Raw genomic sequence first — 21,613 nt, forward strand, 5'->3', positions numbered from 1 at the left:
CATGACCACATTCACAGCAGTTGAAAATATTAGTCGTCGTAATGTATTAAAGATATTTGGTGCAGTCGGTGGTGGATTAGCGTTAGGCGCAACAGGCTTAAGTTGGAGCCCAATGGCGTTAGCTCAAGACAAGCAAGCAATGATGAACTTGTTTGTGGCCATTGGGGAAGATAATAAGGTGTATTTGACTTGTCATCGCTCTGAGATGGGACAAGGGATCCGAACGGGCATACCACAAATTTTAGCTGATGAATTGGAAGCTGATTGGGATAAGGTTGTCGTGGTTCAAGGTTTAGCAGATAAACGTTACGGCAGCCAAAATACTGATGGTAGCCGCAGTATCCGTAAGCATTATCAACGTATGCGCCAAATGGGCGCAACCGCCAGAACCATGCTTGAACAAGCCGCAGCACAAATATGGCAAGTTCCAGTGACTGAAGTGTACGCTAAAGCTCATAAAGTCCATCACAAAGGCAGTAAAAAGAGTCTTACTTACGGTGAGTTAGCACTAGTTGCAGCGACATTAGCGATGCCAGAGTTAGATTCGGTTGTGCTCAAGCCCGAAAGTGAATTCACTCATATCGGTCAATCCCACACCATTGTCGACATGGATGCGATGCTAACGGGTAAAGCAATATACGGATATGATATTAAACTCGATGGAATGTTGTATGCCAGTATCACTCGTCCGCCAGTATTAGGCAGTGATGTGGTTAGTGTTGATGATGCAAAAGCCCGTAAGATTGCTGGGGTGGTTGATATTATTACTTTGCCAGTGCCTAAAGGTGCGCCATTATTCCAAGCTCTAGGTGGGGTTGCCGTGATTGCAACAAACAGCTGGAGTGCAATTGAAGCACGTAAAGCGTTAACCATTACTTGGTCTAAATCGGCTAATGATAGCCATGACTCAGAGACATATTTGCAAGGCTTGGTTGAGCGAGTTAACCAACCGGGTAAAGTGATGCGTCAATTAGGTGAGTCTGTTACTGATTGGCCACAAGCTTCTACGGTTAAGGCCGTTTATACCGTTCCGTATTTAACTCATGCAATGATGGAGCCGCCAGTAGCAACGGCGAATGTGACGGCTGAAGGTTGCGAGTTGTGGGCTTCGAGCCAAACACCACAAAGTACCCAGCAAAATGTGGCAGGTGCGTTAGGCCTTAAAGAAGAGCAAGTTACGGTTAATGTGACCTTGTTGGGCGGTGGTTTTGGACGTAAATCAAAGCCGGACTTTAGTGTTGAAGCCGCTATTTTATCGCAAAAACTCAATAAGCCGATCAAAGTCTGCTGGAGTCGAGAAGACGAAATTCAAAACGGTTATTACCATGCGATCAGTGCACAGATGTATCAAGTTGCATTAGACAGCAATAAGATGCCGACAGCATTATTAGCGCGTACTGGTTTCCCTTCAATTAGTTCAACATTTGCCGAAGGTGTTGAATATCCTTCAGCTGGCGAACTTGATTTAGGTTTTAGCGATGTACCGCTAGCCCTTAAAAATATCCAACTTGAAGCCGTTAAAGCTCCTGCACACACTCGTATAGGTTGGATGCGATCAGTATGTAATATTCAACATGCTTTTGGTATTGGCAGTTTTGTCGACGAAATAGCGGTAAATGCTAACAAACCCTGTGTGCAAATGTGGCGTGATTTATTAGGTCCGTCTCGAATTGAGCCGTTTGAAAATCAAGCTTTTACTTATGGTAATTACGGTGAGGAGTTAGCGGATCATCCCGTTGATGTGGGCCGTTATCATAAGGTGTTAGATAAGTTAGAAGCGGTAATGGCAGATGCGCCTAAAGCGGCTGAAAACCAAGGTTGGGGTATGGCTGTTCATCGCAGTTTTGTTAGCTATGTTGCGGTAGCAACATTAGTTGAAGTGGTGGATAAACAGCTTAAAGTATTGAAATCCATAGCGGTGATTGACGCCGGTAGAGTGGTTAATCCTGATCGGGTTAAATCACAACTAGAAGGCGCAATCATTTTTGGGTTAAGTTTAGCCATGATGGGCGAAATCAGCTTTAAAGATGGCAAGGTTGAACAATCTAACTTCCATGATTATCCGTTATTGCGTTTACCGCAATGCCCAGATATTGAGACCTATATTATTGAGTCTACGGCAAAACCTGCCGGTGTTGGTGAGCCAGGCGTACCGCCTGTTGCACCGAGTTTAACCAATGCAATTTTTGCGGCCACGGGGATCAGATATCGCGATTTACCGCTTAATAAGTTTTTATCGATCTAGCCATTTTCGTGAGCTATAGCACTTAAGTTTTATTATCTTAAGCCGATAATAAATAAGCCAAATGCCTAAGTGTATGCGCACTTAGGCATTATTATTGTGTGCAAACAAAAAAATTTAAAAATGTTGGTTATTGAATAGTAATTGAATCTGAATAATCAGACTCTTCTATAATATTAATTGGCGTTTGTGTGGGTGTTATTCGTTTATGTCGTTTTGTTCTCACTGTTGAGATAATGGCCAATTGCCTTAGGAAGCTTATATGAAGCAAATCCAGTTTAGAAAAATTGATGCAATCTTGATTAAATTCAGCCTAAATGGAAAATTTTGGGTGGTTTGTTCACTTGTGGCATTGATCACCAGTGTTGTAGCGCTAATGAATTACCAACAAACAAACGACTTAATTGAACAAACATCGTTACAACGTGTTAAAGCAAGTATTGAAAGTTATGCTTCGGTTGCTAATAATCAAGGTTTAGCAAATGATGCCCTCAAGCAATTTGCCCAAGAAAATCAATTGCAGCTATCTGGGCGCGACAATACGTTACGCAGCGGCGATGTAGTGACGGCATCGGCGAGTGTGGGCAACCAATTTTTAACGATGAGTCAAAATGTACAACCGTCGGAACAAGAGCCGTTAAGCCAAACTAGTTTTATGTTAATAATCGCATTGGTGGGTTTATTACCCTTATTTCAGTTGAGTTACTGGATCTCAACCTCATTAGGGGGAGGTTTATGGGAAATGTACATGGCAATCAAGCGTCTAGCTGACGGTGATTTAACCATGAGGTTAAATTTTTTTGGTACAGACGACTTCAGTTTAATCGCCAAAGATATTGATCGTTGCGCCGATAATATGAGTGAAATGGTCAGTGCTATCCGCAGTAATGCTGAAACCTTGGCTGTTGCCGCTAACGAGTTTAATCATCAAGCCAGTACCAACGACGAGCTGATAGATCAGCAACATCACTTTTTAGACTCAGTGGCACACGCCATGGATCAAATGACGGCCGCCATAGCCGATGTGTCACATCACGCGAGTGATACATCATTAAATACTAAGCAAAATGCAACGCAAATGGATCAAAGCCAAAGTAAGATTAACGATGCCGTCAAACGTATTAGCTATTTGTCTGAGCGTATCGCTGAAGCGTTTTCATCTGTCGAGCAGCTCTCCCGCGATGCGACCCAAATTAATGATGCTGTTACTACCATTGATAGTATTTCTGAACAAACCAATTTATTGGCATTAAATGCTGCCATTGAAGCGGCGCGTGCCGGGGAGCAAGGTCGTGGTTTTGCTGTGGTGGCGGACGAAGTGCGAACCCTTGCGGGGCGTACCCAAAAAGCCACCGTAGAAATTCAAAACATGATTGAAGGGTTGCAACAAGGTTCTAAAAAACTGACCAGTATTACCAATGTGATTGTTGCTGAAGCAGACCAAGGGAGTGCGAGCATTAAGGCGGTCGGTGATGATATTACTCATATGGCTGAGTCTATTAATGCGGTGTTCGATATGAGCAGCCAAATAGCCGCATCCGCGGAACAACAAAGCATGTCTGCGAGGGATATCGCCTCACAACTTAATCAAATTCGTCATCAATCGGAAACGATTCGCAGTACTTCCAAACAAGCTGGTGTATTAGCTAAAGATTTGAATCAATCGTCTAAAGGTTTAGCTGCGATTTTAAGTCAATATAAAATCTAGCGCTTACAGCCTTATCATTAAAGAGGAGATCGTTGATATATTTTTGATTAGCTTGAAATAAAGTACTAAGGTATCTGGTCTGTTACTAAGTTGTTAAGTGGTGGTTTAAGTGTATTGACTCTAATTAGTCGTCGAACACCACTTGAGTTAGTCGCATTACACTATTAGATATCTGTGAATAGCATGGTGTATGTGTCATCGCCACCTTATTGCGGCGCTTTATTGTGTTATTCGGCAAACATCATTAGGAGTATCAATGATTATTATCTCTACGCGCGTTGTTATAGCGCTGACCTTAAGCTGTGTATTATTGAGTACCTCTGCCGCGATCGCAGCACCGCAGAGTATTGCGGTGTTAAATGCCCAAGGCCAACCAGCACAAAACATGGTGGTGTATTTACTCCCCAGCGACCCTGCCAATATTGTTACCACCGTTGCTCCGCCAAAAGCTGAAGTTCATCAAAAAGATAAGCAGTTTTCTCCCTATATTACTGTTGTACAAAAAGGCAATGATGTGGCTTTTGTCAATGAAGATGATATTACTCATCATATTTTTTCTGCATTAGGGCCGAAGCGTTTTTCATTCAAACTTCGTCATCAGCAACAACAGCAAATATTGAGATTTGAGCAAACAGGACATGTGTCTATGGGCTGCAATGTTCATGACTGGATGTCTGGACATTTATTGGTGGTCGACACCCCATATTATGCTGTGACCAATTTAGAAGGGATAGTAGCATTTACGGATTTACCTGCTGATGACTTCAAGCTGGTTGTGTGGCATCCACAGCTAAAAATGCCTGATAATCAGCAAGTGAAAACTGTTCATTTCCCTAGAGATAACGCTATAACTATCACCTTACAGGCAGAATTTGATAATATTCCCAGCCAGCAAAGTTTAGATGAATTTGAATTTTTAGAAGGATACTAGTATTGCTATTTTTTAATCGGTTGCAAACTCGGATTTTTGCTTTTTTTGTATTGCTAATCATTGCCGTACTGAGTTTGTCTTTTTGGTTAACGTATCAATCTAATCAAAGGTTAGAGCAACAGTATGTGGCCAATCAACTTGAAGTAGCGAGTTTAGTTTTCGAGTCGCAATATGATAACCGAAATTATTATTTGGCTGCATTTGCCGCGACGGCCGCAAAGGATTTTGGTTTAAAAGATATCTTTATTGATGGCGATAATCGTAGTTTTCTAGTGGCGTTAAATAATCATCGCAGTCGGATTAATGCATCTTTAGCAATGGCGGTGTCTGCTGAAGGTAAAGTTATTGGCCAGCTGGTGGCTTCACAAGGTGAATTAGGTCGTGAAGCCGTTGCTCTGGGCTCGGAGCAGAACGAGGTGTTTCGATACAAGTTAGGTTCTGAATTTGAAACACTAAGTCCATTCTATTTATTAGATAATAAACTGTATCAAATAAAGTTTTCACCACTCACTAGTGGCGGTAATAGCGTTATCGGTTGGGTGGGTTTTGGGTTTCTTATTGATGATACCTTAGCTAATTCGTTGCAGAAGCTCACCGGCTTAAACAGCGGTTTTATGTTAACAACTGAAAGTAAAGTCACTGAAATTGGTCATTCAGGTCTGTCGTTGCCTGAAGATGAAAGCTCATTATTATCACGTTATATTATTGAAGAGAAAACCAACCACGATTATATTCTCTGGAAGCAATCTTTAGGTGAAGTCGATGGTCAGTCTTTACATGCCTATATGTATAAATCCCGCTCTGATTTATTGGCATCAATAGAGTCTCAGTGGTTACAACAAGTTGCTGTGTTAGTCATGATGTTACCGGTGTCCTTACTGTTGGCGTTTTGGATATCGGGCAGTATCACTCGACCTATTACACAGTTAATTGCCCAGGCACGTTTTATCGCACAAGGTAATTATGATTCTAATGTGAGTGTCGATTCCAGTATTGAGCTACAGCAATTAGCCAATGAATTTACCTCGATGCAGCAAGCTATTCTACAACGAGAAAAAGCCATTGCTCATCAAGCCTATCATGACCCATTAACCAATTTAGGCAATCGTAATGAATTACAGCGCATGATTGAACCTTGGTTAGTATCGGGGTCAACCATGGGGCTGTGTTTAATTAATATTCGCCGTATGACTGAAATTAATGTCACCTTAGGTCACGCTGTAGGTGATGAAGTAATTAAAGAAGTGGCTAAACGTTTATGTGAAGTTAATCCCGATGCCTTAGCTTATCGATTGTCGGGTGATGAGTTTGTTTTAGCATTTAAGCATTGTGAACATCAATCGTTTGATGTGCTTCTCAAAAAGCTCCAAGATCAGATTGGCCAAGATTATCACTATCAAGATGTAATGTTACATTTGCAGTTTACTGCTGGTGTCAGTTTTTATCAGCCAAACGTAGATATTGTTACCCTGCTAAGACAAGCTGACACGGCTTTGCAGCACGCTAAAATAAATAAGCGTGATTATCAAATCTACGATGCCAATATCGATAAAAATAGCATTGAACGTTTTCAACTCATTAACGAGCTTAAAGTGGCGATTGAGCAAAATCAGTTAGTGCTTTATTACCAACCAAAATTAAACTTAGCCAAACAAAAAATTACCCATGTTGAAGCGTTAGTTCGTTGGGATCATCCCGCTAGAGGCATTATTCCACCGGATACGTTTATTCCTATCGCTGAAAAAACTATGCAAATGGATGCATTGACCCGCTGGGTGATTACCGAAGCGATGGCTCAATATCATCGTTGGCAATTACTGGGCATTGATATGTGTATAGCAGTAAATATTTCGGCTGAAAATTTAAAAGACGAGCAGTTTTGCCACTGGGTCATTAATGCCCTCGCTGAGCATAATGTACCTGTTACCGCGATGACGTTAGAAATAACTGAAGATGCGGTGGTATCTGATCCCGAGCTGGCAATAAAACAGCTCACGTTATTGCGTCAAAATGGACTCACGTTATCAATAGATGACTATGGCACTGGCTATTCTTCATTGGCACAATTGAAACAGCTGCCGGTCGATGAACTTAAAATTGATAAGTCGTTTGTGCAAAAGTTACTTGAAAATGAAGCAGACCAAATCATTGTGCAATCGACGTTACAATTAGCTCATAATTTAGGCCTTAAAGTGGTTGCCGAAGGCATTGAAGACAAGGCTACTTTAGAATGGTTAACCAATCTAAACTGCGAAATGGGCCAAGGCTTTTATTTGTCGCGACCATTGCCTGAACAACAGTTTAATGACTGGTTAGGGCAATCTGATTACCTGTAGGAGAATTGATTATTTGCGGCTTACGTACAAGGATAGTGTGTTGCTTACTGTGTGTGAGTAGCAGTATTTATGCCGAACCATTGGATAATGACGTGATTGGTCATGCAGATGTTGAGCATGATTTCAGTGGCGTGATAGATGTCCGTGTTGGTTATACCGATAGCATCGATTCTTATTTGGATGGTGGATTGGGCAAGTTTGGCGTTGACAATGGCGCGCACTTAGCTTTATCACAACTGGGGTTAAGTTATCACAGCCAATGGGGCGATGCCTGGTCGAGTCGTATTGTGGCGAATGGATATGTTGATGGTATCAATAATGGGTTAGGTATCACTGAAGCCATTTTACGTTATCGAGACATTCCGAGTGAGCAAGGTATTCGGTTTGATGTTCAGTTTGGCTTGATGTATCCGCAAATATCGTTAGAAAATGTCGCTACCGCATGGGCATCACCTTTCACCTTAAACTATTCAACCATGAATAGTTGGCTGGCCGAAGAGGTTAGGCACATTGGCCTGTCGACAACGGTTGAATCATTAGGGAAATATCGGCAATCAGAGCATGATTTTTCGTTAACTGCAGAAGCCTTTATGTTTAACGATACCACCGGCGCTATGCTGGCCTGGCATGGCTGGACTCAAACCTCAAGACAAACATTAGTGCAAGAAACCATTCCTATCACTGCCATTCCTGCAATGGAAGAGGGGGGTATGTTAGAGGCCCAAGCCACTAACTCAGACCCTTTTACTGAACTTGACGACCGCATTGGTGGACATGTACTCGCAAAGTGGACTTGGCGTAATAAAGGCAGTGTTCAAGCCGGTTATTATGACAATAACGCCAATACGCATATTGTTAAGCAAGGTCAATATGTGTGGTTGACCCAGTTTGGTCATGTTGGCGCAAAATGGCGTTTGCCTTTTGGTGTCAGTTTAATCAGTCAATTTATGCAAGGAACCACCTTAATGACCAACACTGATGGTTATCCTGTGGTCGATAATGATTTTCAATCGGGTTACGTGTTATTGAGTAAACGTTGGGACAAGCACAGATTAAGTTTAAGAGTTGAAGACTTTTCTGTTACCGATAATGATCTTACTCCTGAAGATAATAATAATGAAGATGGCCAATCATTGACCCTTGCGTATCAATATCAACTCGATAGACCGTGGTTTATTCAATTTGAGTACAATGCTGTCGATTCAACTAGACCTGCTAGAGCGTATCTTAATGAATCGGTTGAACTGCTTGAGCAACAATGGCAACTATCTAGCCGTTACTTTTTTTAGTTAAGCCTACTGCAAGTTAATTCAATAAAGTTAGCAAGATAGAGGGCAGTTTGAAAGGTGTTTATTATTCCACGTTTAGGTTAGTTAACGGCTAATATGCGTTAACTACAAGCATGGGTTAATGGCTAACGCAGAGTCAACAATCATAAAAAAACGCTATGCTGTTAGGCATAGCGTTTTTGTTCAAGCATCATATCGTTTAATCTAAGGGTCAGTTAACATCCACTTCGATTAACTAAATGTGCTCCAAATTGGCGCATGGTCTGATGGTTTATCAATACCACGTAATTCGTAATCTACATCTGACTCAACTAAACGTGGCAACATTGACTCTGTGACCAGAATGACGTCAATTCGAAGTCCACGGTTATCATCAAAACCTTTACTACGATAATCAAACCATGAATAACGTTCAGTGCGAGTAGGGTGTAATTGACGGAAACTGTCGATAAAGCCCCATTGCTGTAAACGTGCTAACCATTCACGTTCTTCTGGTTGGAAACTACATTTACCGGTTTTTAACCAACGTTTGGCGTTAACCTCACCAATACCGATGTCTAAATCGGTTGGCGAAATATTAATGTCGCCAATAATCGCGATGTCTTCACTTGGATTGTGATGTTTATCTAAATGCAGCATTAAGTCTTGATAAAACTTGCGCTTAGCTGGATATTTCGTTTCGTGATGGATACTTTCACCTTGTGGGAAGTAACCATTAAAAACGGTTAATATACGGCCATTATCTTGTGTGAACTGACCAATAATAAGACGGCGTTGCGCGTCTTCATCATCGGTTTCATACCCTTTAATGATTTCAAGAGGTTCTGCTTTTGACAGCATAGCGACACCGTAATGTGCTTTGCCACCATGATAATGGACTTTGTACCCCATAGCCTCAACGTCAGCAACAGGAAAAGCTTCGTCATGTACTTTGGTTTCTTGTAAGCCAATTATATCGGGTGAATGACTGTCGATGAGAGCTTGCAGTTGATGCAAACGAGCACGAATACCATTGATATTAAAAGAAACTATTTTCATTAAGGAAGCACTCGTTTAAATGGCTTAACGATAACGCTTTTGTACACGCCAGCACCAATATAAGGATCCACATCTGCCCAAGCTTGTGCATCTTCTAATGAAGGGAAATCAGCAACCACTAATGACCCTGTGAAACCCGCTTCACCAGGATTTTCATTATCAATAGCAGGATGTGGTCCAGCGGTTAATAAACGGCCTTCATCGGCTAAAACTTGTAAACGGGCTAAATGTTCAGCACGAACAGATAAACGTTTTTCTAAACTGTTTTCAATATCTTGAGATGAAATCATATACCACATATAGCTGCTTCCTTTATTTGATTTTACATAAACAATTATTGGTTATCAGTAGGTTGCGAGTTGTCATCTTGCATATTTTTATACAGATACACTACCGTTATCACTGTGTTAATTAAGGTAAGGGCGGTTAAGCCAAATACTTTGAAGTTGACCCAGGTTTCTAAAGGTAAATTAAACGCAATATAAATATTGGCGAAACTACATAATACAAAAAATCCAACCCAATACCATGTGACTTGAGTCCATATTCTATCGTCTACTTTCATTTCTTTGCCTAACATGCTCTTAAGCGCTGATTTCCCCATGATTTGTGAGGCAATTAACCCTATAGCAAACAAGGCATAAACAATACTGACTTTCCATTTGATAAAAGCATCATCGTGGAAAAATAGGGTGAGTGAACCAAATACAGTCACCATGGCGAAGGTGGCTAAATGCATTTTTTCAATATGTTTATAAATCAGATATGTAATGACGAGTTGAATAGCCGTGGCAGCAATCAATACTCCTGTTGCGGCGTAGATATCATAGAATTTGTAAACGGCAAAAAAAATGACCAGTGGTAAAAAGTCTAACAGTTGTTTCATAAAAATCTCTTGCAGAAAAAGGACAACAAACAGCTGTCACTACGACAATATACGCCGATTGTAACATGATGAGATAGTGTTTATGAACCATAAGCAGTTGTGCAATTGCAACCTTAGTGATCATTGTTGTTTTAAGGTGAGCCATAACTGAGTTTCACTTAGTAGATCAGCACTTTTTTTAGATAAAAAGGGATTATGCAGCACAAATTCGGTGCGGTTATCTAATTCGGATTTACTGAGCATACCTTGAGTGATTGGGTGGTTATAGAATAAGTCATCGAAGCTACCGTCATCGATAGCTTTTCTGAGGCCGTATTCGATGCGCTGAGCTAAGGATGTGTTGTCTTTACTGACAAAAAAATAAATGGGCGCGGGATACTTTAATAAGATTTTTTGTTCAAGTGCTAGGTCTGGATAACGGTCCAAGTCTCGCCATGGTTCGTGTATTGAGCGGGGATAGTAGTCAAAGCGACCTTTCAGTAACATGGCTATTAAACGACTATCACTGCCAGATGTGACGGTAAAACCATTACTGTGCAAAATAGGTACATCTGGCCAATCAGCGCCTTGGCCAATTAAGGTCTTTTTGATGTCTTCTATCGCGTTTATGTTGTCAAATTTAGCTTGATCATTTTTACGGATTAGCCCAATTCGGTAACCCATTAGTCCTTTAAGTAATGGCACATAAATAGCTTGTAATTGATCTTCTCGTTCAATGCTGGTCATGGTCCAGACAACATCAATAATCGTGTTATCAGCCACCATTTTAAGTGCTCGACCCTGCGGCATTTGGATCATGGCGGCATTCATTTGAAAGTCGCCATATTTATCGCGACTTTTCTCTAACGCAAGTTCAAGTAACGACACAAAATATGCCTGTTTTGGATCAGTGCCTTGAATTGCAGCATTATAAGTGACAATAATTTTAGGTTGTTCAGACGTCGCCACAGTTTTAAAACTGCAGATAACAGATAGAATGGCAATCGTTAAAATCCCTATTAACGAACTTTTCATATAATACCGAATTGGTTGATATTTATCCTAGTATAACGGACATAAAAAAAGGAGCAATAAAATCGCTCCTTTTTCAACCTGAAAGTGGTCGTTATGTAGCCGCTTTCATTGCTGCGGTAAATTCGGCGAGTTTGGCCAATAATGTCACTTCATCATGTTGATGCGCTTCAATGATTTTAACCACGGCAGAACCTGAAATAGCACCCGCGGCTCCAGCCTTGATGGCGGCGCGTACTTGCTCCGGTTCAGCAATACCAAAACCTAATAGTGGCGGTGGGGCATTAAATTCGACCAGTTGCGCCAGAATATTCTCAATTGGCTCACCCGCTTTGGATTCTGTGCCCGTTACGCCGGCACGAGATAATAGGTAGGTATAACCTTCACCTTGTTCACTAATCAGTTTTAAGGTGTCAGCATCAGCATTAGGCGGTGCAATAAAGATAGGCGCGATACCATGTGCTTTTGCAGCCAAACTAAAGGGTTTTGATTCTTCTACAGGCACATCGGCAATCAATACAGAATCAACACCAGCAGCTTGTGCTTTGGCATAAAATGAATCGATACCATTAGCAAATACTAAGTTGGCATATAGCAATAATCCGATAGGCAGTTCAGGATATTGCGCACGTATTTTAGCGATAATGTCAAAGCAATCACTTTGTTTAGTGCCTGCCGCTAATGAGCGCAGGTTAGCACCTTGTATCACCGGGCCATCGGCTAATGGATCTGAAAAAGGAAAACCTAATTCAAGTGCATCAGCGCCATTATCAACTAAGGTCTGAATGATTTTCATCGATAATTCAGGACTTGGGTCGCCAATGGTCACAAAGGGAACAAATGCGCCTTGATGTTGTGCTTTCAGTGCAGCAAATTTTGCTTGATAACGGTTACTCATTGCCGCTCTCCTGTTGTTTTTGTTTGGCCTCTAAAATATCTGCCACTGTGAAAATATCTTTGTCACCACGACCTGATAAATTAACCACTAAAATGGTTTCTTTAGTGGCTTCCTTTGCCATGCGAACGGCGTAAGCAAGTGCGTGGGCTGATTCTAATGCAGGAATAATGCCTTCACAACGAGCGAGTGTTTGGAACATTTCAAGTGCTTCATCATCGGTTGCAGACTCATAACGAGCACGACCAATAGCGTTTAAATGTGCATGTTGTGGGCCTACCGATGGGAAATCAAGTCCGGCAGAAACTGAATACGATTCTTCAATTTGTCCGTCACTGTTTTGCATTAACGGTGATTTCATGCCAAAGAATATACCTGTTTTACCGTGTTTAAGCGGCGCGCCGTGCATTGCCGTATCAAGGCCTTTACCTGCAGGTTCAACGCCAATCAACTCAACCGATGCTTCGTCAATAAAGTCAGCAAACATACCAATAGCATTTGAGCCTCCGCCAACACAGGCAATAACGGCGTCGGGTAAACGGCCTTCTTTTTCAAGAATTTGTTTTTTAGTTTCTTCACCAATAATGCGCTGAAACTCGCGCACAATTGTTGGAAATGGGTGCGGTCCAGCTGCGGTGCCTAATAAGTAATGCGCTTTATCATAGCTGCCCGACCAGTCGCGCATGGCTTCGTTACAGGCATCTTTTAGGGTTGATGAACCTGAGGTAACCGGTATAACTTCAGCGCCCATTAATTTCATGCGGAACACATTTGGCGATTGACGTTCAATGTCTTTAGCGCCCATGTAGACTCTACATTTTAAGCCTAAAAGCGCACAGGCTAGAGCAGTAGCTACGCCGTGTTGACCAGCACCGGTTTCAGCGATAATTTCTTTTTTACCCATGCGTCTGGCTAACAACGCTTGTCCCAATACCTGGTTGGTTTTATGGGCGCCGCCATGAAGTAAGTCTTCACGTTTTAGGTAAATTTTTACCAACGGATTTGGACTTAAATTACGGGTCAGTGTTAGCGCTGTTGGGCGGCCAGCATAGTTCTTTAGCAGGTCGGTAAATTCAGCGATAAAGCTTTCATCTTGTTGTGCTTCAACAAAGGCCGTTTCGAGTTGTTTTAATGCAGGCACTAAAATCTGCGGTACGTACATCCCACCGTATTCGCCGAAATAAGGGTTAAGCTTGAGCTCGGTCATAAATATTCCCTTCGAGTAATCATGTTTTTAACTAAAAATGGTGTCGTAAATAGAAAATTAATTACGGCGTAATTGAGTAAATGCAGCAATCAGTTTTTGATGGTCTTTATGGCCAGGGGTAGATTCTACTCCTGAATTTAAGTCGACCCCATAAAATCCTTGTTGGCTTGCTAGATAAACATTGACAGGGGTTAATCCACCGGCCAACATCGCATCTTGTTTATCATCAATATTGGCTTGCCAGTTGAATGTTTTTCCGGTGCCGCCAAATTGTTGTGCTGATTTGCTGTCGTATAAATAACGATCGGCGCCAGCAGGTTGTTGACTCACTTCGTCGCTGTTGCTGTCAATTGCAACGGCTTTCCAAATCTCGGTTTTTAGCTGCTGTTGATTCAATAACGCTTTTAATTCGGTGATTTCAAGTTCAGTTTCATTGCCGTGTAATTGCACTGCAAAAAGATTCAGTGTTTGGGCCAATGAAGCGATATCTGCAACGGGGTGGTTAACAAACACACCCACCATATTTAAGCCAATATTACGTTGTTGCATTTGGGCGACTAATTCACTTGCTTGTGCTGGTGTTACGGCTCTAGGTGATTTGGGATAAAAAATTAACCCACCAAATACCGCCCCTGCTGTTGCTACCGCCTCAATATCGTCAATTCGAGTCAAACCACAGACTTTATTATTACCAAAAATAAGTTGTCTGCACGCTAAATCAATATCGTCTTGCGCCATAATTGAACTGCCAACAAGATAACCGTCAACCAATGGATTTAGGCGGCAAACTTGTTGATGGTTATAAATACCTGATTCGCTAATAACGACTCTGTCTGCTGGGATCTGTGGCGCTAATAACTCAGTTGTCGCCAAATTAGTACTTAAGTCGCGTAAATTACGATTGTTAATACCAATTATTGGGGCAAGAAGATCAATCGCTCGGATCAATTCCTCTTGGTTACTCACTTCAGTTAAGGTATCTAATTGATACTTAGCCGCTTCGTTGGCTAATAAACGATATTGCTCATCATCAAGCACTGACAACATGAGTAAAATAGCATCAGCACCTTGATGGGCCGCCAATTTCACTTGATACGGGTCGACAAAAAAGTCTTTACAGATAATGGGCTGAGTCACTCTGGCGCGGACTTTTGGTATGTAGTCCATGTCACCTTGGAAAAATTGTTCATCGGTCAGTACAGAGATGCCTGCAGCGTAATTGACATAAATATCTGCGATGGCTTCAACATCAAATACAGGGCGAATAAGCCCTTTAGAAGGACTGGCCTTTTTACATTCAAAAATAAACTGAGCATTAGGTGCTTTCAGGGCATCGTATAAGCTACGGTCAGATATTTTAGGCTGTAGACTGGCTTCAGGGAAACGCAGTTTTAGCGCGGCGATATGTGCCACTTTAGTATCAACGATACGGGTTAATACATTACTTTCTGGCTTACTCATGGTGTTCTCCAGCTTGGCTCGCGGCAGCTAAATCGGTTAATAAGGTAAAAGCTGTACCGCTGGCGAGTGTCGTGAGCGCTAGCTGAGTACCGGCTTGAACTGAGTCGCAAATACCACTGATATACAAAGCACAACCTGCATTAATCGCCACCGCATCTCTATGTGCTGGTAGACCTTTACCTTGTAAAATGGCTTGGGTGATTAAGGCATTATCAGCTGGTTCTCCACCCGTTAACTGCGATATGTCTGCACGGTTAACGCCGAGATCTTCAGGGCTCAGTTGGTAAGTACGCACCACACCGTCTTTTAGTTCTGCCACATGAGTATTATCATGAAGCGCCACTTCATCTAAGCCACTGCCATACACCACCATTGCGCGTTTAACGCCAAGGGCATGTAACACTTGTGCAATAGGTTCGATGAGTTCAAGTGTATATACGCCCAACAGCATAAATTCTGGGCTTGCAGGGTTAATTAATGGGCCTAACACATTAAAAATAGTACGGGTTTTTAACGCTTGCCTTACAGGCACAGCATGTTTCACCCCGCCATGGTAATGCGGCGCAAATAGAAAACATAAGCCAAGCTTATCTAAACACTGGCTTGCTGCGTCTGGCGCCATGGTGAGCGCGATACCGCAATGTGACAGTAAGTCAGAAGAGCCAGACTTGCTTGAGACGCTGCGGTTACCGTGTTTAGCTACTTTTGCGCCTGCTGCTGCTGCAACAAACGCGGCAGTAGTAGAAATGTTGATGGTGTTATGGCCATCGCCGCCAGTACCGACAATATCAACAATGCCAGTTTGCTTTGAGGCATCACTTCGTGGAAAGGGTTTAGCTGCTTGGCGCAATGCGTCAGCCGCTCCGGCTATTTCATCAATGGTTTCGCCGCGCATTTTTAGCGCCACTAACATACCCGCCATGGTTGCAGGTTGCATATCACCTTGAATAATAGCGCTAAACACTTGTGCCATTTGTTCACGAGTTAATGGCTTACCTTGATACAGATGGTCGAATAACGTTTGCAGATTATCCATTATTCTCCTCCAGTAAAGGCATGGTCTTGGGTTAAATACGCTAATGTCTGCGTGAGTAACTGGCTGCCTAGGGTGGTTAAAATTGATTCTGGATGAAATTGAAAGCCCATAGCTTGATGTTGTGGATGTAATATTGCCATTGGCATGTCATCTGTGGTGGCAATAACGTCTAAGCAGTCAGGTACCTTAGTCGCAACTAAGCTGTGATAACGGGCCACCGGTAATGGTGAGGGTAAGTTTGCAAATACGCCTTGACCATTATGGAAGGTCGGGCTGGCTTTACCGTGGACAACAAACGGCGCTCGCTCTACTTTGCCGCCATAATATTCAACCATGGCTTGATGACCTAAACAAATGCCAAGCATCGGGACTTTACCAGCCACTTTGCCAATGAGTTCCATCATGCAGCCCGCCTCGTGAGGAGCTCCAGGTCCGGGTGATAGCACTAATGCCTTTTTACCCGTTTCATTCATGAGTTTTTCAGCAACATAATCGGCACTGACATCATTACGATAAATGACAACTTCACAGCCAAGGCTGCGGAATTGATCGACTAGATTGTAAGTAAACGAATCGAAGTTATCGAGTAAATATATTTTCATCCGTTGATCGTTTTGTGTGGTTGCGGTGCTCATAGCCCACCTCCCATTTTTATCGCAGAAATGACCGCTTGGGCTTTTTGACGTGTTTCATCTGCTTCGGCTTGTGGATCTGAGTCAAACACCACTCCAGCACCTGCTTGTATATGAGCAACATCATTTTTAACAAAAGCTGAACGGATAACAATGCAGGTATCCATGTCGCCGAGACCATTGAGGTAACCCACTGCGCCACCATAACTGCCGCGACGAGCTTGCTCCGCTTGGCGAACTAATTGCGATGCACGCACTTTTGGCGCACCCACTAAGGTTCCCATGTTCATGCAAGCTTGATAAGCGTGCAGGGCATCTAAATCTAAACGTAATTGACCAGTGACGCGACTCACTAAATGCATCACGTGCGAGTAACGATCAACTTTTAACAGTTCGGCCACTTTACGACTACCGCTTTGGCTGATGCGAGCAATGTCGTTACGTGCTAAATCGACCAGCATTAAATGTTCTGATAATTCTTTCTTATCTAAACGCAGCTCGAGCTCTATACGGCTGTCTAGGTCAAAATCAATCTCACCTTGAGCATTTTTACCGCGCTTACGCGTGCCAGCAATGGGATACACTTCAACTTGGTTACTGGCCGCATCGTATTTCAGGGCACTTTCTGGCGACGCACCAAATAAGGTGAAATCAGGACCTCTAAAATAGAACATATACGGACTTGGATTAGTTAAACGCAAAGCCCGATAAGCCCCGAGTGTATTTGGGCAAGGTAAGCTGAAACAACGAGATGGCACTACTTGGAAAATATCGCCGGCGACAATGTGTTCTTTTAAATCAATCACGGTTTGCTTAAATTGCTCGTCGGTGATGTTAACTTCTTCGTCGGTTGTCACTGGTGTTAATTGAGCAATGTCACCTAGATCGGCACATTGTTCGATAACGTGTTGCAGTTGCTGAACTAATTGTTCTGCAATCATTTCATCTTGACCGAATTGGTGGCTAACAATCTCGGCTTGCTGAGTTTGATGGTCAATTAAAATAAGTGTTTCAGCAAGATAGAATAAATAATCTGGGCAATCATTGTGAGCGTTGGGCGCTGCAGGGAGTGGCTCGACAGTATCAATTAAGTCATAGGCTAATACACCACCTAAAAATAAATCTTCAAATTTAAGCGGATTATTGGTTTGAATGTGTTTAATAAACATTCTTAAACCATCAAGAGGAGATGTTGACTTTAAACGTGCATCTTCATCTTGTAACTCGGTGGCCTTTTGCAGCGTCACGATGAGAGTATTATTATCTCGTTGTTGCTGTGCATCGCTGAAGAAGTTGGCTATTGGCGTTAATAACGCTGCACCATTTTGAGTTAATGCGCTGAAGCTGAGCTGATAACCGTCGCAACGTATCATCATTGCCGCATGAGTGAGTACGATGCTTTTTAAATGGTCTTTACTTTCTACCTCTGCTGATTCTAACAGCATGGTATGAGGCGCATTATTAGTCACTTGCTGATACAGTTTTAATGGATCAGTATGGTAGGTTAATGCCTGCTTTTGCGTGCTAACCTGAGCGAGTTGGTTTGGTGTGGTCACTGTTGTCATCACTATGTCGCCGCTCCTTGTATCATGTTTGTTTATCATCTGTTGGCCTTTAATATTATGTAACCCGAGTGACTAAAGTGAGTGGGCCAAATAACAAGAAAGCCCACATCTCTGCGGGCTTTTTGGTAAAATCTTGTCTCTTAAAAATGAGCACAACGCTTCACACCACCCGTTAATTTGGGAAGTGCCACCACCAAGTAATGTGTAATGAAGCTAAAGAGTGTGTCATTGTTAATCGCTATGTTGTGTCTGTGTTTAATGCCTATAGGAAAACCCAGCTGGAGATTAATGTCAATTGAATATTTCTCAAAAGCTAACAAAAAATGGCAATATGGACAAATCTAGTCTACTTATTGAGCCCTCTAACTAACGTATGCATAAATAATTCATCAATTGCCATCATTTATTCATAAATCCAAGCAGTATTTTAATCGCCACTCTAGTACAATAACCACATGATTACAGAGACTCTCTTGGCCGATCTTCACAGCCACACGACCGCATCAGACGGTCAATTAACACCGACAGAATTATTAACTCGCGCTATTGAAAAAGGCGTTGAGATGTTTGCTATTACTGACCATGACACTGTCGGAGGGTTAGCGGAAGCGCATCTTGCTAATCAAAACCATGCCACGCCATTAGTATTAATTAATGGTTGTGAGATTTCGACTCGTTGGAACAGTTTTGATATTCATATCGTCGGATTAAACTTGGATATCGCTCACACGGGATTATTGGATTTTTTAACTCATCAACGTGAGTTGCGTGAAATCCGAGCCCAAGAAATTGGTGAACGTTTAGCTAAAGCGGGGATAGAGGGTGCCTATGACGGTGCTAAAGCTATTGCCGGCGATGCAGCGCTGAGTCGTGGCCATTATGCTAGATGGTTAGCCGATAATGGTCATGCGACAGATATGCCTAGTGTGTTTAAACGCTTTTTAGCTCGTGGCAAAACAGGTTATGTACCCAATAATTGGGGCGATATGGCCAATGCGATAGAGCATATTCATCAAGCCGGTGGTGTTGCAGTATTAGCTCACCCTAGCGGTTATAAATTATCGGCCAAATGGCTTAAGCGCTTAGTGCGTGAATTTGCAGAGGCCGGTGGCGATGCGATGGAAGTTATTTTAGGCCAGCAAACATTAGACGACCGTAATAACCTTATCGCATTAAGTAAGCAAAATAACCTACTTGCTTCTGTGGGGAGCGATTTTCACTTCCCGAGTAATTGGATCGAGTTAGGTAAAAACTTATTCCAACCACAAGGTGTGGAATGGGTTTGGCAATCACAACATTGGACGAAAAGAGCATGAGTCAATTTTGGTATATTCATGATGAGAACCCACAGGCACGATTAATTAACCAAGCTGTGGCGATTCTTAAACAAGGTGGAGTCATTGTTTATCCCACTGACTCAGGTTATGCATTGGGTTGTATGATTGGCGAAAAAAATGCCATGACGCGTATGGCGCGCATTCGCCAGATTGAAAATGACACTAATTTTTCATTAATGTGTCGTGATCTCTCTGAGCTGGCCAATTTTGCCCGCGTTGATAACCAAGCATATCGTTTATTAAAAAGCTGTATGCCTGGTCCATATACGTTTATTTTCAAAGCCACTAAAGAAGTGCCACGTCGTTTACAGTGTGACAAAAAGCGCACCATTGGCATTCGCGTGCCTAATAATGTCATTGCACTTGCGTTACTCGAAGCATTGGGTGAACCAATGATGACCACCAGTTTAGTGATGCCAAATGAGCAATTTGCTGAATCTGACCCTGAACATATTCGCGATATACTCGATAACTTGGTAGACGGTATTATTCACGGTGGTTATTTACCTGAAAACCAAACGACAGTGATTGATATGTCTGAAGATGAGATGGTGATATTACGTCATGGTGCTGGCGATACCAGTGCATTTGAATAAACCAACGTGATACCCGCAGACGAATCATCTAAGATAAACATGCCAGGCAGTCAGCAAAGCCTGCCATTAGCAATGGTTCGTGGCCAAGCGCTTAATAGCATGCCCCTAGACTTGTTTATTCCGCCTGAGGCCTTAGAAGTGTTTCTTGAAACCTTTGAAGGCCCATTAGATTTATTATTATATTTAATCCGCAAACAAAAATTAGATGTGGTTGATTTGCCTATTCAACAAATCACCCAACAATATTTACTCTATATTGAAATTCTCACTGAAGCGCGCATTGAACTGGCTGCCGACTACCTTGTGATGGCGGCAACATTAGCGGAGATTAAATCCCGATTATTGTTACCTAAAATGGCCAGTGAAGATGATGAGGAAGAAGATCCTCGCGTGGTGCTTATACGGCAATTAAAAGCCTATGAAGTGATCAAACAAGCTGCTGTGGATATTGATACGTTACCGCGGATTGAACGAGATGTGTTTCAAGCATCTGTTAGCGCAGCCCCAGACATTAAACCGGTGACGGTACCGCCAGATGTTTCGCTGGTGGATATAGCTCGTGCGTTTGGCGAAGTGCTAAAACGCATTGATGCCAACGAAGATCATCATGTAAAGCGTGAACATTTATCTACCCGTGAACGCATGAGCCAAATTTTAGCTAAATTATCCAGTACAGAATACATTGGTTTTGAGTGTTTGTTTGATGTCAGTGAAGGTCGAGCTGGTGTAGTGGTGAGTTTTTTGGCACTCATGGAGCTGGTTAAAGAGTTACTCGTTGAGTTAGTGCAAAATGAACCGTTTTCACCCATCTATGTAAAAGCGTATTAATTAACGATATTCGAAGAGATCCATGAAGCCCATTAATCCTATTCAGTTAAAACAGCTTATTGAAGCCAGTTTGTTTGTCTTAGCTAAGCCGTTGTCGGTAAAAGCCATTAAAGAAACGGTGTTAGCTGACTTTAGTGTATCGCGCACGCGCATTCAGGAAACGCTTGATGAATTACAGCAAGATTATCAAGAGCGGGGCGTACAGCTAGTTAAAGTCGCTAGTGGTTATCGTTTTCAAACTCAAGAAATACTCAGCCCTTATTTACAACCTCTGTGGCAAGACAAATCCCCTAAGTACTCTCGTGCAACGCTTGAAACGTTGGCGGTGATTGCATATCGGCAACCAGTAACGCGTGGTGATATTGAATATATTAGAGGCGTGGCGATTAGCAGTAATATCATAAAAAGCTTAGCGGATCGGCAGTGGATTAAAGTGGTTGGCCATAAGGAAGTACCTGGTAAACCAGCATTGTATGCGACCACCCCTGCATTTCTGGATTATTTTAATTTAACAAAACTTGCCGATTTACCTGCATTAACCGATGCCGCATCACTGCAAGGGTTATTTGATAAAGTGCAAGTTGCTCTCGATGAGCCTACAGATGATGCCAGTAA

General features: G+C 42.3%; 18 protein-coding genes and 1 pseudogene. 9 read left to right on the forward strand and 10 right to left on the reverse strand.

Translation table 11 applies throughout. The features are described 5' to 3' along the window. Nucleotide 1: 1 nt before the first annotated feature. The 5 genes from HNW13_RS04215 (at nucleotide 2) to HNW13_RS04235 (ending at nucleotide 8,506) form a co-directional block, all read left to right on the forward strand. Entirely contained in the window at nucleotides 2-2,245 is a 2,244-nt protein-coding gene (locus tag HNW13_RS04215; protein ID WP_192115194.1) for a molybdopterin cofactor-binding domain-containing protein, read from the forward strand. A gap of 259 nt (nucleotides 2,246-2,504) precedes the next feature. Continuing rightward, nucleotides 2,505-3,950: a methyl-accepting chemotaxis protein gene (locus HNW13_RS04220; protein WP_101086743.1), complete on the forward strand. Its 1,446-nt coding sequence runs from the start codon at nucleotides 2,505-2,507 to the stop codon at nucleotides 3,948-3,950. Between the two features lie 256 nt (nucleotides 3,951-4,206). Next, nucleotides 4,207-4,881 carry a hypothetical protein gene (locus HNW13_RS04225; RefSeq protein WP_243756166.1) on the forward strand — a complete coding sequence of 225 codons (675 nt, stop codon included), beginning with the start codon at nucleotides 4,207-4,209 and terminating at the stop codon, nucleotides 4,879-4,881. 2 nt (nucleotides 4,882-4,883) lie between these two features. Next, nucleotides 4,884-7,217, forward strand: coding sequence for an EAL domain-containing protein (locus HNW13_RS04230; protein ID WP_101086744.1), 2,334 nt, complete (start codon nucleotides 4,884-4,886; stop codon nucleotides 7,215-7,217). A gap of 53 nt (nucleotides 7,218-7,270) precedes the next feature. Beyond that, a complete protein-coding gene (locus tag HNW13_RS04235) occupies nucleotides 7,271-8,506 on the forward strand; it encodes a hypothetical protein (protein ID WP_347813074.1) in 1,236 nt (411 codons plus the stop codon). Between the two features lie 231 nt (nucleotides 8,507-8,737). On the opposite strand, the gene xthA is transcribed toward HNW13_RS04235, so the two are convergent. From xthA to HNW13_RS04285, 10 genes are all read right to left on the reverse strand, one after another. Then, on the reverse strand, nucleotides 8,738-9,544 hold the full coding sequence (xthA, locus tag HNW13_RS04240) for an exodeoxyribonuclease III (protein ID WP_101086746.1): 807 nt from the start codon (nucleotides 9,542-9,544) through the stop codon (nucleotides 8,738-8,740). Beyond that, nucleotides 9,544-9,843, reverse strand: a complete 300-nt coding sequence (locus HNW13_RS04245; RefSeq protein WP_101086747.1) for a YciI family protein — start codon at nucleotides 9,841-9,843, stop codon at nucleotides 9,544-9,546. Before HNW13_RS04245 ends, xthA begins: the two co-directional genes overlap by 1 nt. Before the next feature lie 35 nt (nucleotides 9,844-9,878). Then, complete coding sequence (locus HNW13_RS04250) at nucleotides 9,879-10,430, reverse strand: septation protein A (RefSeq protein WP_162023420.1); 552 nt, start codon at nucleotides 10,428-10,430, stop codon at nucleotides 9,879-9,881. A 120-nt stretch (nucleotides 10,431-10,550) separates the two neighbouring features. Further along, complete coding sequence (locus HNW13_RS04255) at nucleotides 10,551-11,444, reverse strand: amino acid ABC transporter substrate-binding protein (protein ID WP_162023419.1); 894 nt, start codon at nucleotides 11,442-11,444, stop codon at nucleotides 10,551-10,553. Between the two features lie 91 nt (nucleotides 11,445-11,535). Beyond that, nucleotides 11,536-12,339, reverse strand: coding sequence for a tryptophan synthase subunit alpha (trpA, locus tag HNW13_RS04260; RefSeq protein WP_192115192.1), 804 nt, complete (start codon nucleotides 12,337-12,339; stop codon nucleotides 11,536-11,538). Beyond that, on the reverse strand, nucleotides 12,332-13,543 hold the full coding sequence (gene trpB / locus HNW13_RS04265) for a tryptophan synthase subunit beta (RefSeq protein ID WP_101086751.1): 1,212 nt from the start codon (nucleotides 13,541-13,543) through the stop codon (nucleotides 12,332-12,334). The genes trpA and trpB overlap by 8 nt, the downstream gene beginning before the upstream one ends. A 57-nt stretch (nucleotides 13,544-13,600) precedes the next feature. Further along, the gene (gene trpCF, locus HNW13_RS04270; RefSeq protein WP_192115191.1) at nucleotides 13,601-15,004 is read right to left on the reverse strand and encodes a bifunctional indole-3-glycerol-phosphate synthase TrpC/phosphoribosylanthranilate isomerase TrpF; all 1,404 of its coding nucleotides are present in this window, start codon (nucleotides 15,002-15,004) and stop codon (nucleotides 13,601-13,603) included. Further along, nucleotides 14,997-16,040: an anthranilate phosphoribosyltransferase gene (gene trpD, locus HNW13_RS04275; RefSeq protein WP_101086753.1), complete on the reverse strand. Its 1,044-nt coding sequence runs from the start codon at nucleotides 16,038-16,040 to the stop codon at nucleotides 14,997-14,999. The genes trpCF and trpD overlap by 8 nt, the downstream gene beginning before the upstream one ends. Next, nucleotides 16,040-16,642 carry an aminodeoxychorismate/anthranilate synthase component II gene (locus HNW13_RS04280; RefSeq protein ID WP_101087210.1) on the reverse strand — a complete coding sequence of 201 codons (603 nt, stop codon included), beginning with the start codon at nucleotides 16,640-16,642 and terminating at the stop codon, nucleotides 16,040-16,042. Before HNW13_RS04280 ends, trpD begins: the two co-directional genes overlap by 1 nt. Before the next feature lie 29 nt (nucleotides 16,643-16,671). Further along, on the reverse strand, nucleotides 16,672-18,237 hold the full coding sequence (locus HNW13_RS04285; protein WP_192115215.1) for an anthranilate synthase component 1: 1,566 nt from the start codon (nucleotides 18,235-18,237) through the stop codon (nucleotides 16,672-16,674). 455 nt (nucleotides 18,238-18,692) lie between these two features. Between HNW13_RS04285 and HNW13_RS04290 the strand changes: the two genes are divergently transcribed. The 4 genes and pseudogenes from HNW13_RS04290 to scpB all read left to right on the forward strand — a co-directional run. Then, a complete protein-coding gene (locus HNW13_RS04290; protein ID WP_192115190.1) occupies nucleotides 18,693-19,553 on the forward strand; it encodes a PHP domain-containing protein in 861 nt (286 codons plus the stop codon). Next, a complete protein-coding gene (locus HNW13_RS04295) occupies nucleotides 19,550-20,170 on the forward strand; it encodes an L-threonylcarbamoyladenylate synthase (RefSeq protein WP_101086756.1) in 621 nt (206 codons plus the stop codon). Before HNW13_RS04290 ends, HNW13_RS04295 begins: the two co-directional genes overlap by 4 nt. 39 nt (nucleotides 20,171-20,209) lie before the next feature. Next, entirely contained in the window at nucleotides 20,210-20,998 is a 789-nt protein-coding gene (locus HNW13_RS04300; protein WP_162023413.1) for a ScpA family protein, read from the forward strand. A gap of 22 nt (nucleotides 20,999-21,020) precedes the next feature. Further along, a pseudogene (gene scpB / locus HNW13_RS04305) lies at nucleotides 21,021-21,593 on the forward strand (SMC-Scp complex subunit ScpB); the annotation flags it as partial. Nucleotides 21,594-21,613: the final 20 nt, after the last annotated feature.

It is taken from the genome of Shewanella sp. BF02_Schw (genome assembly GCF_014596695.2).
In the GTDB taxonomy this organism is placed as follows: Bacteria; Pseudomonadota; Gammaproteobacteria; order Enterobacterales; family Shewanellaceae; genus Shewanella.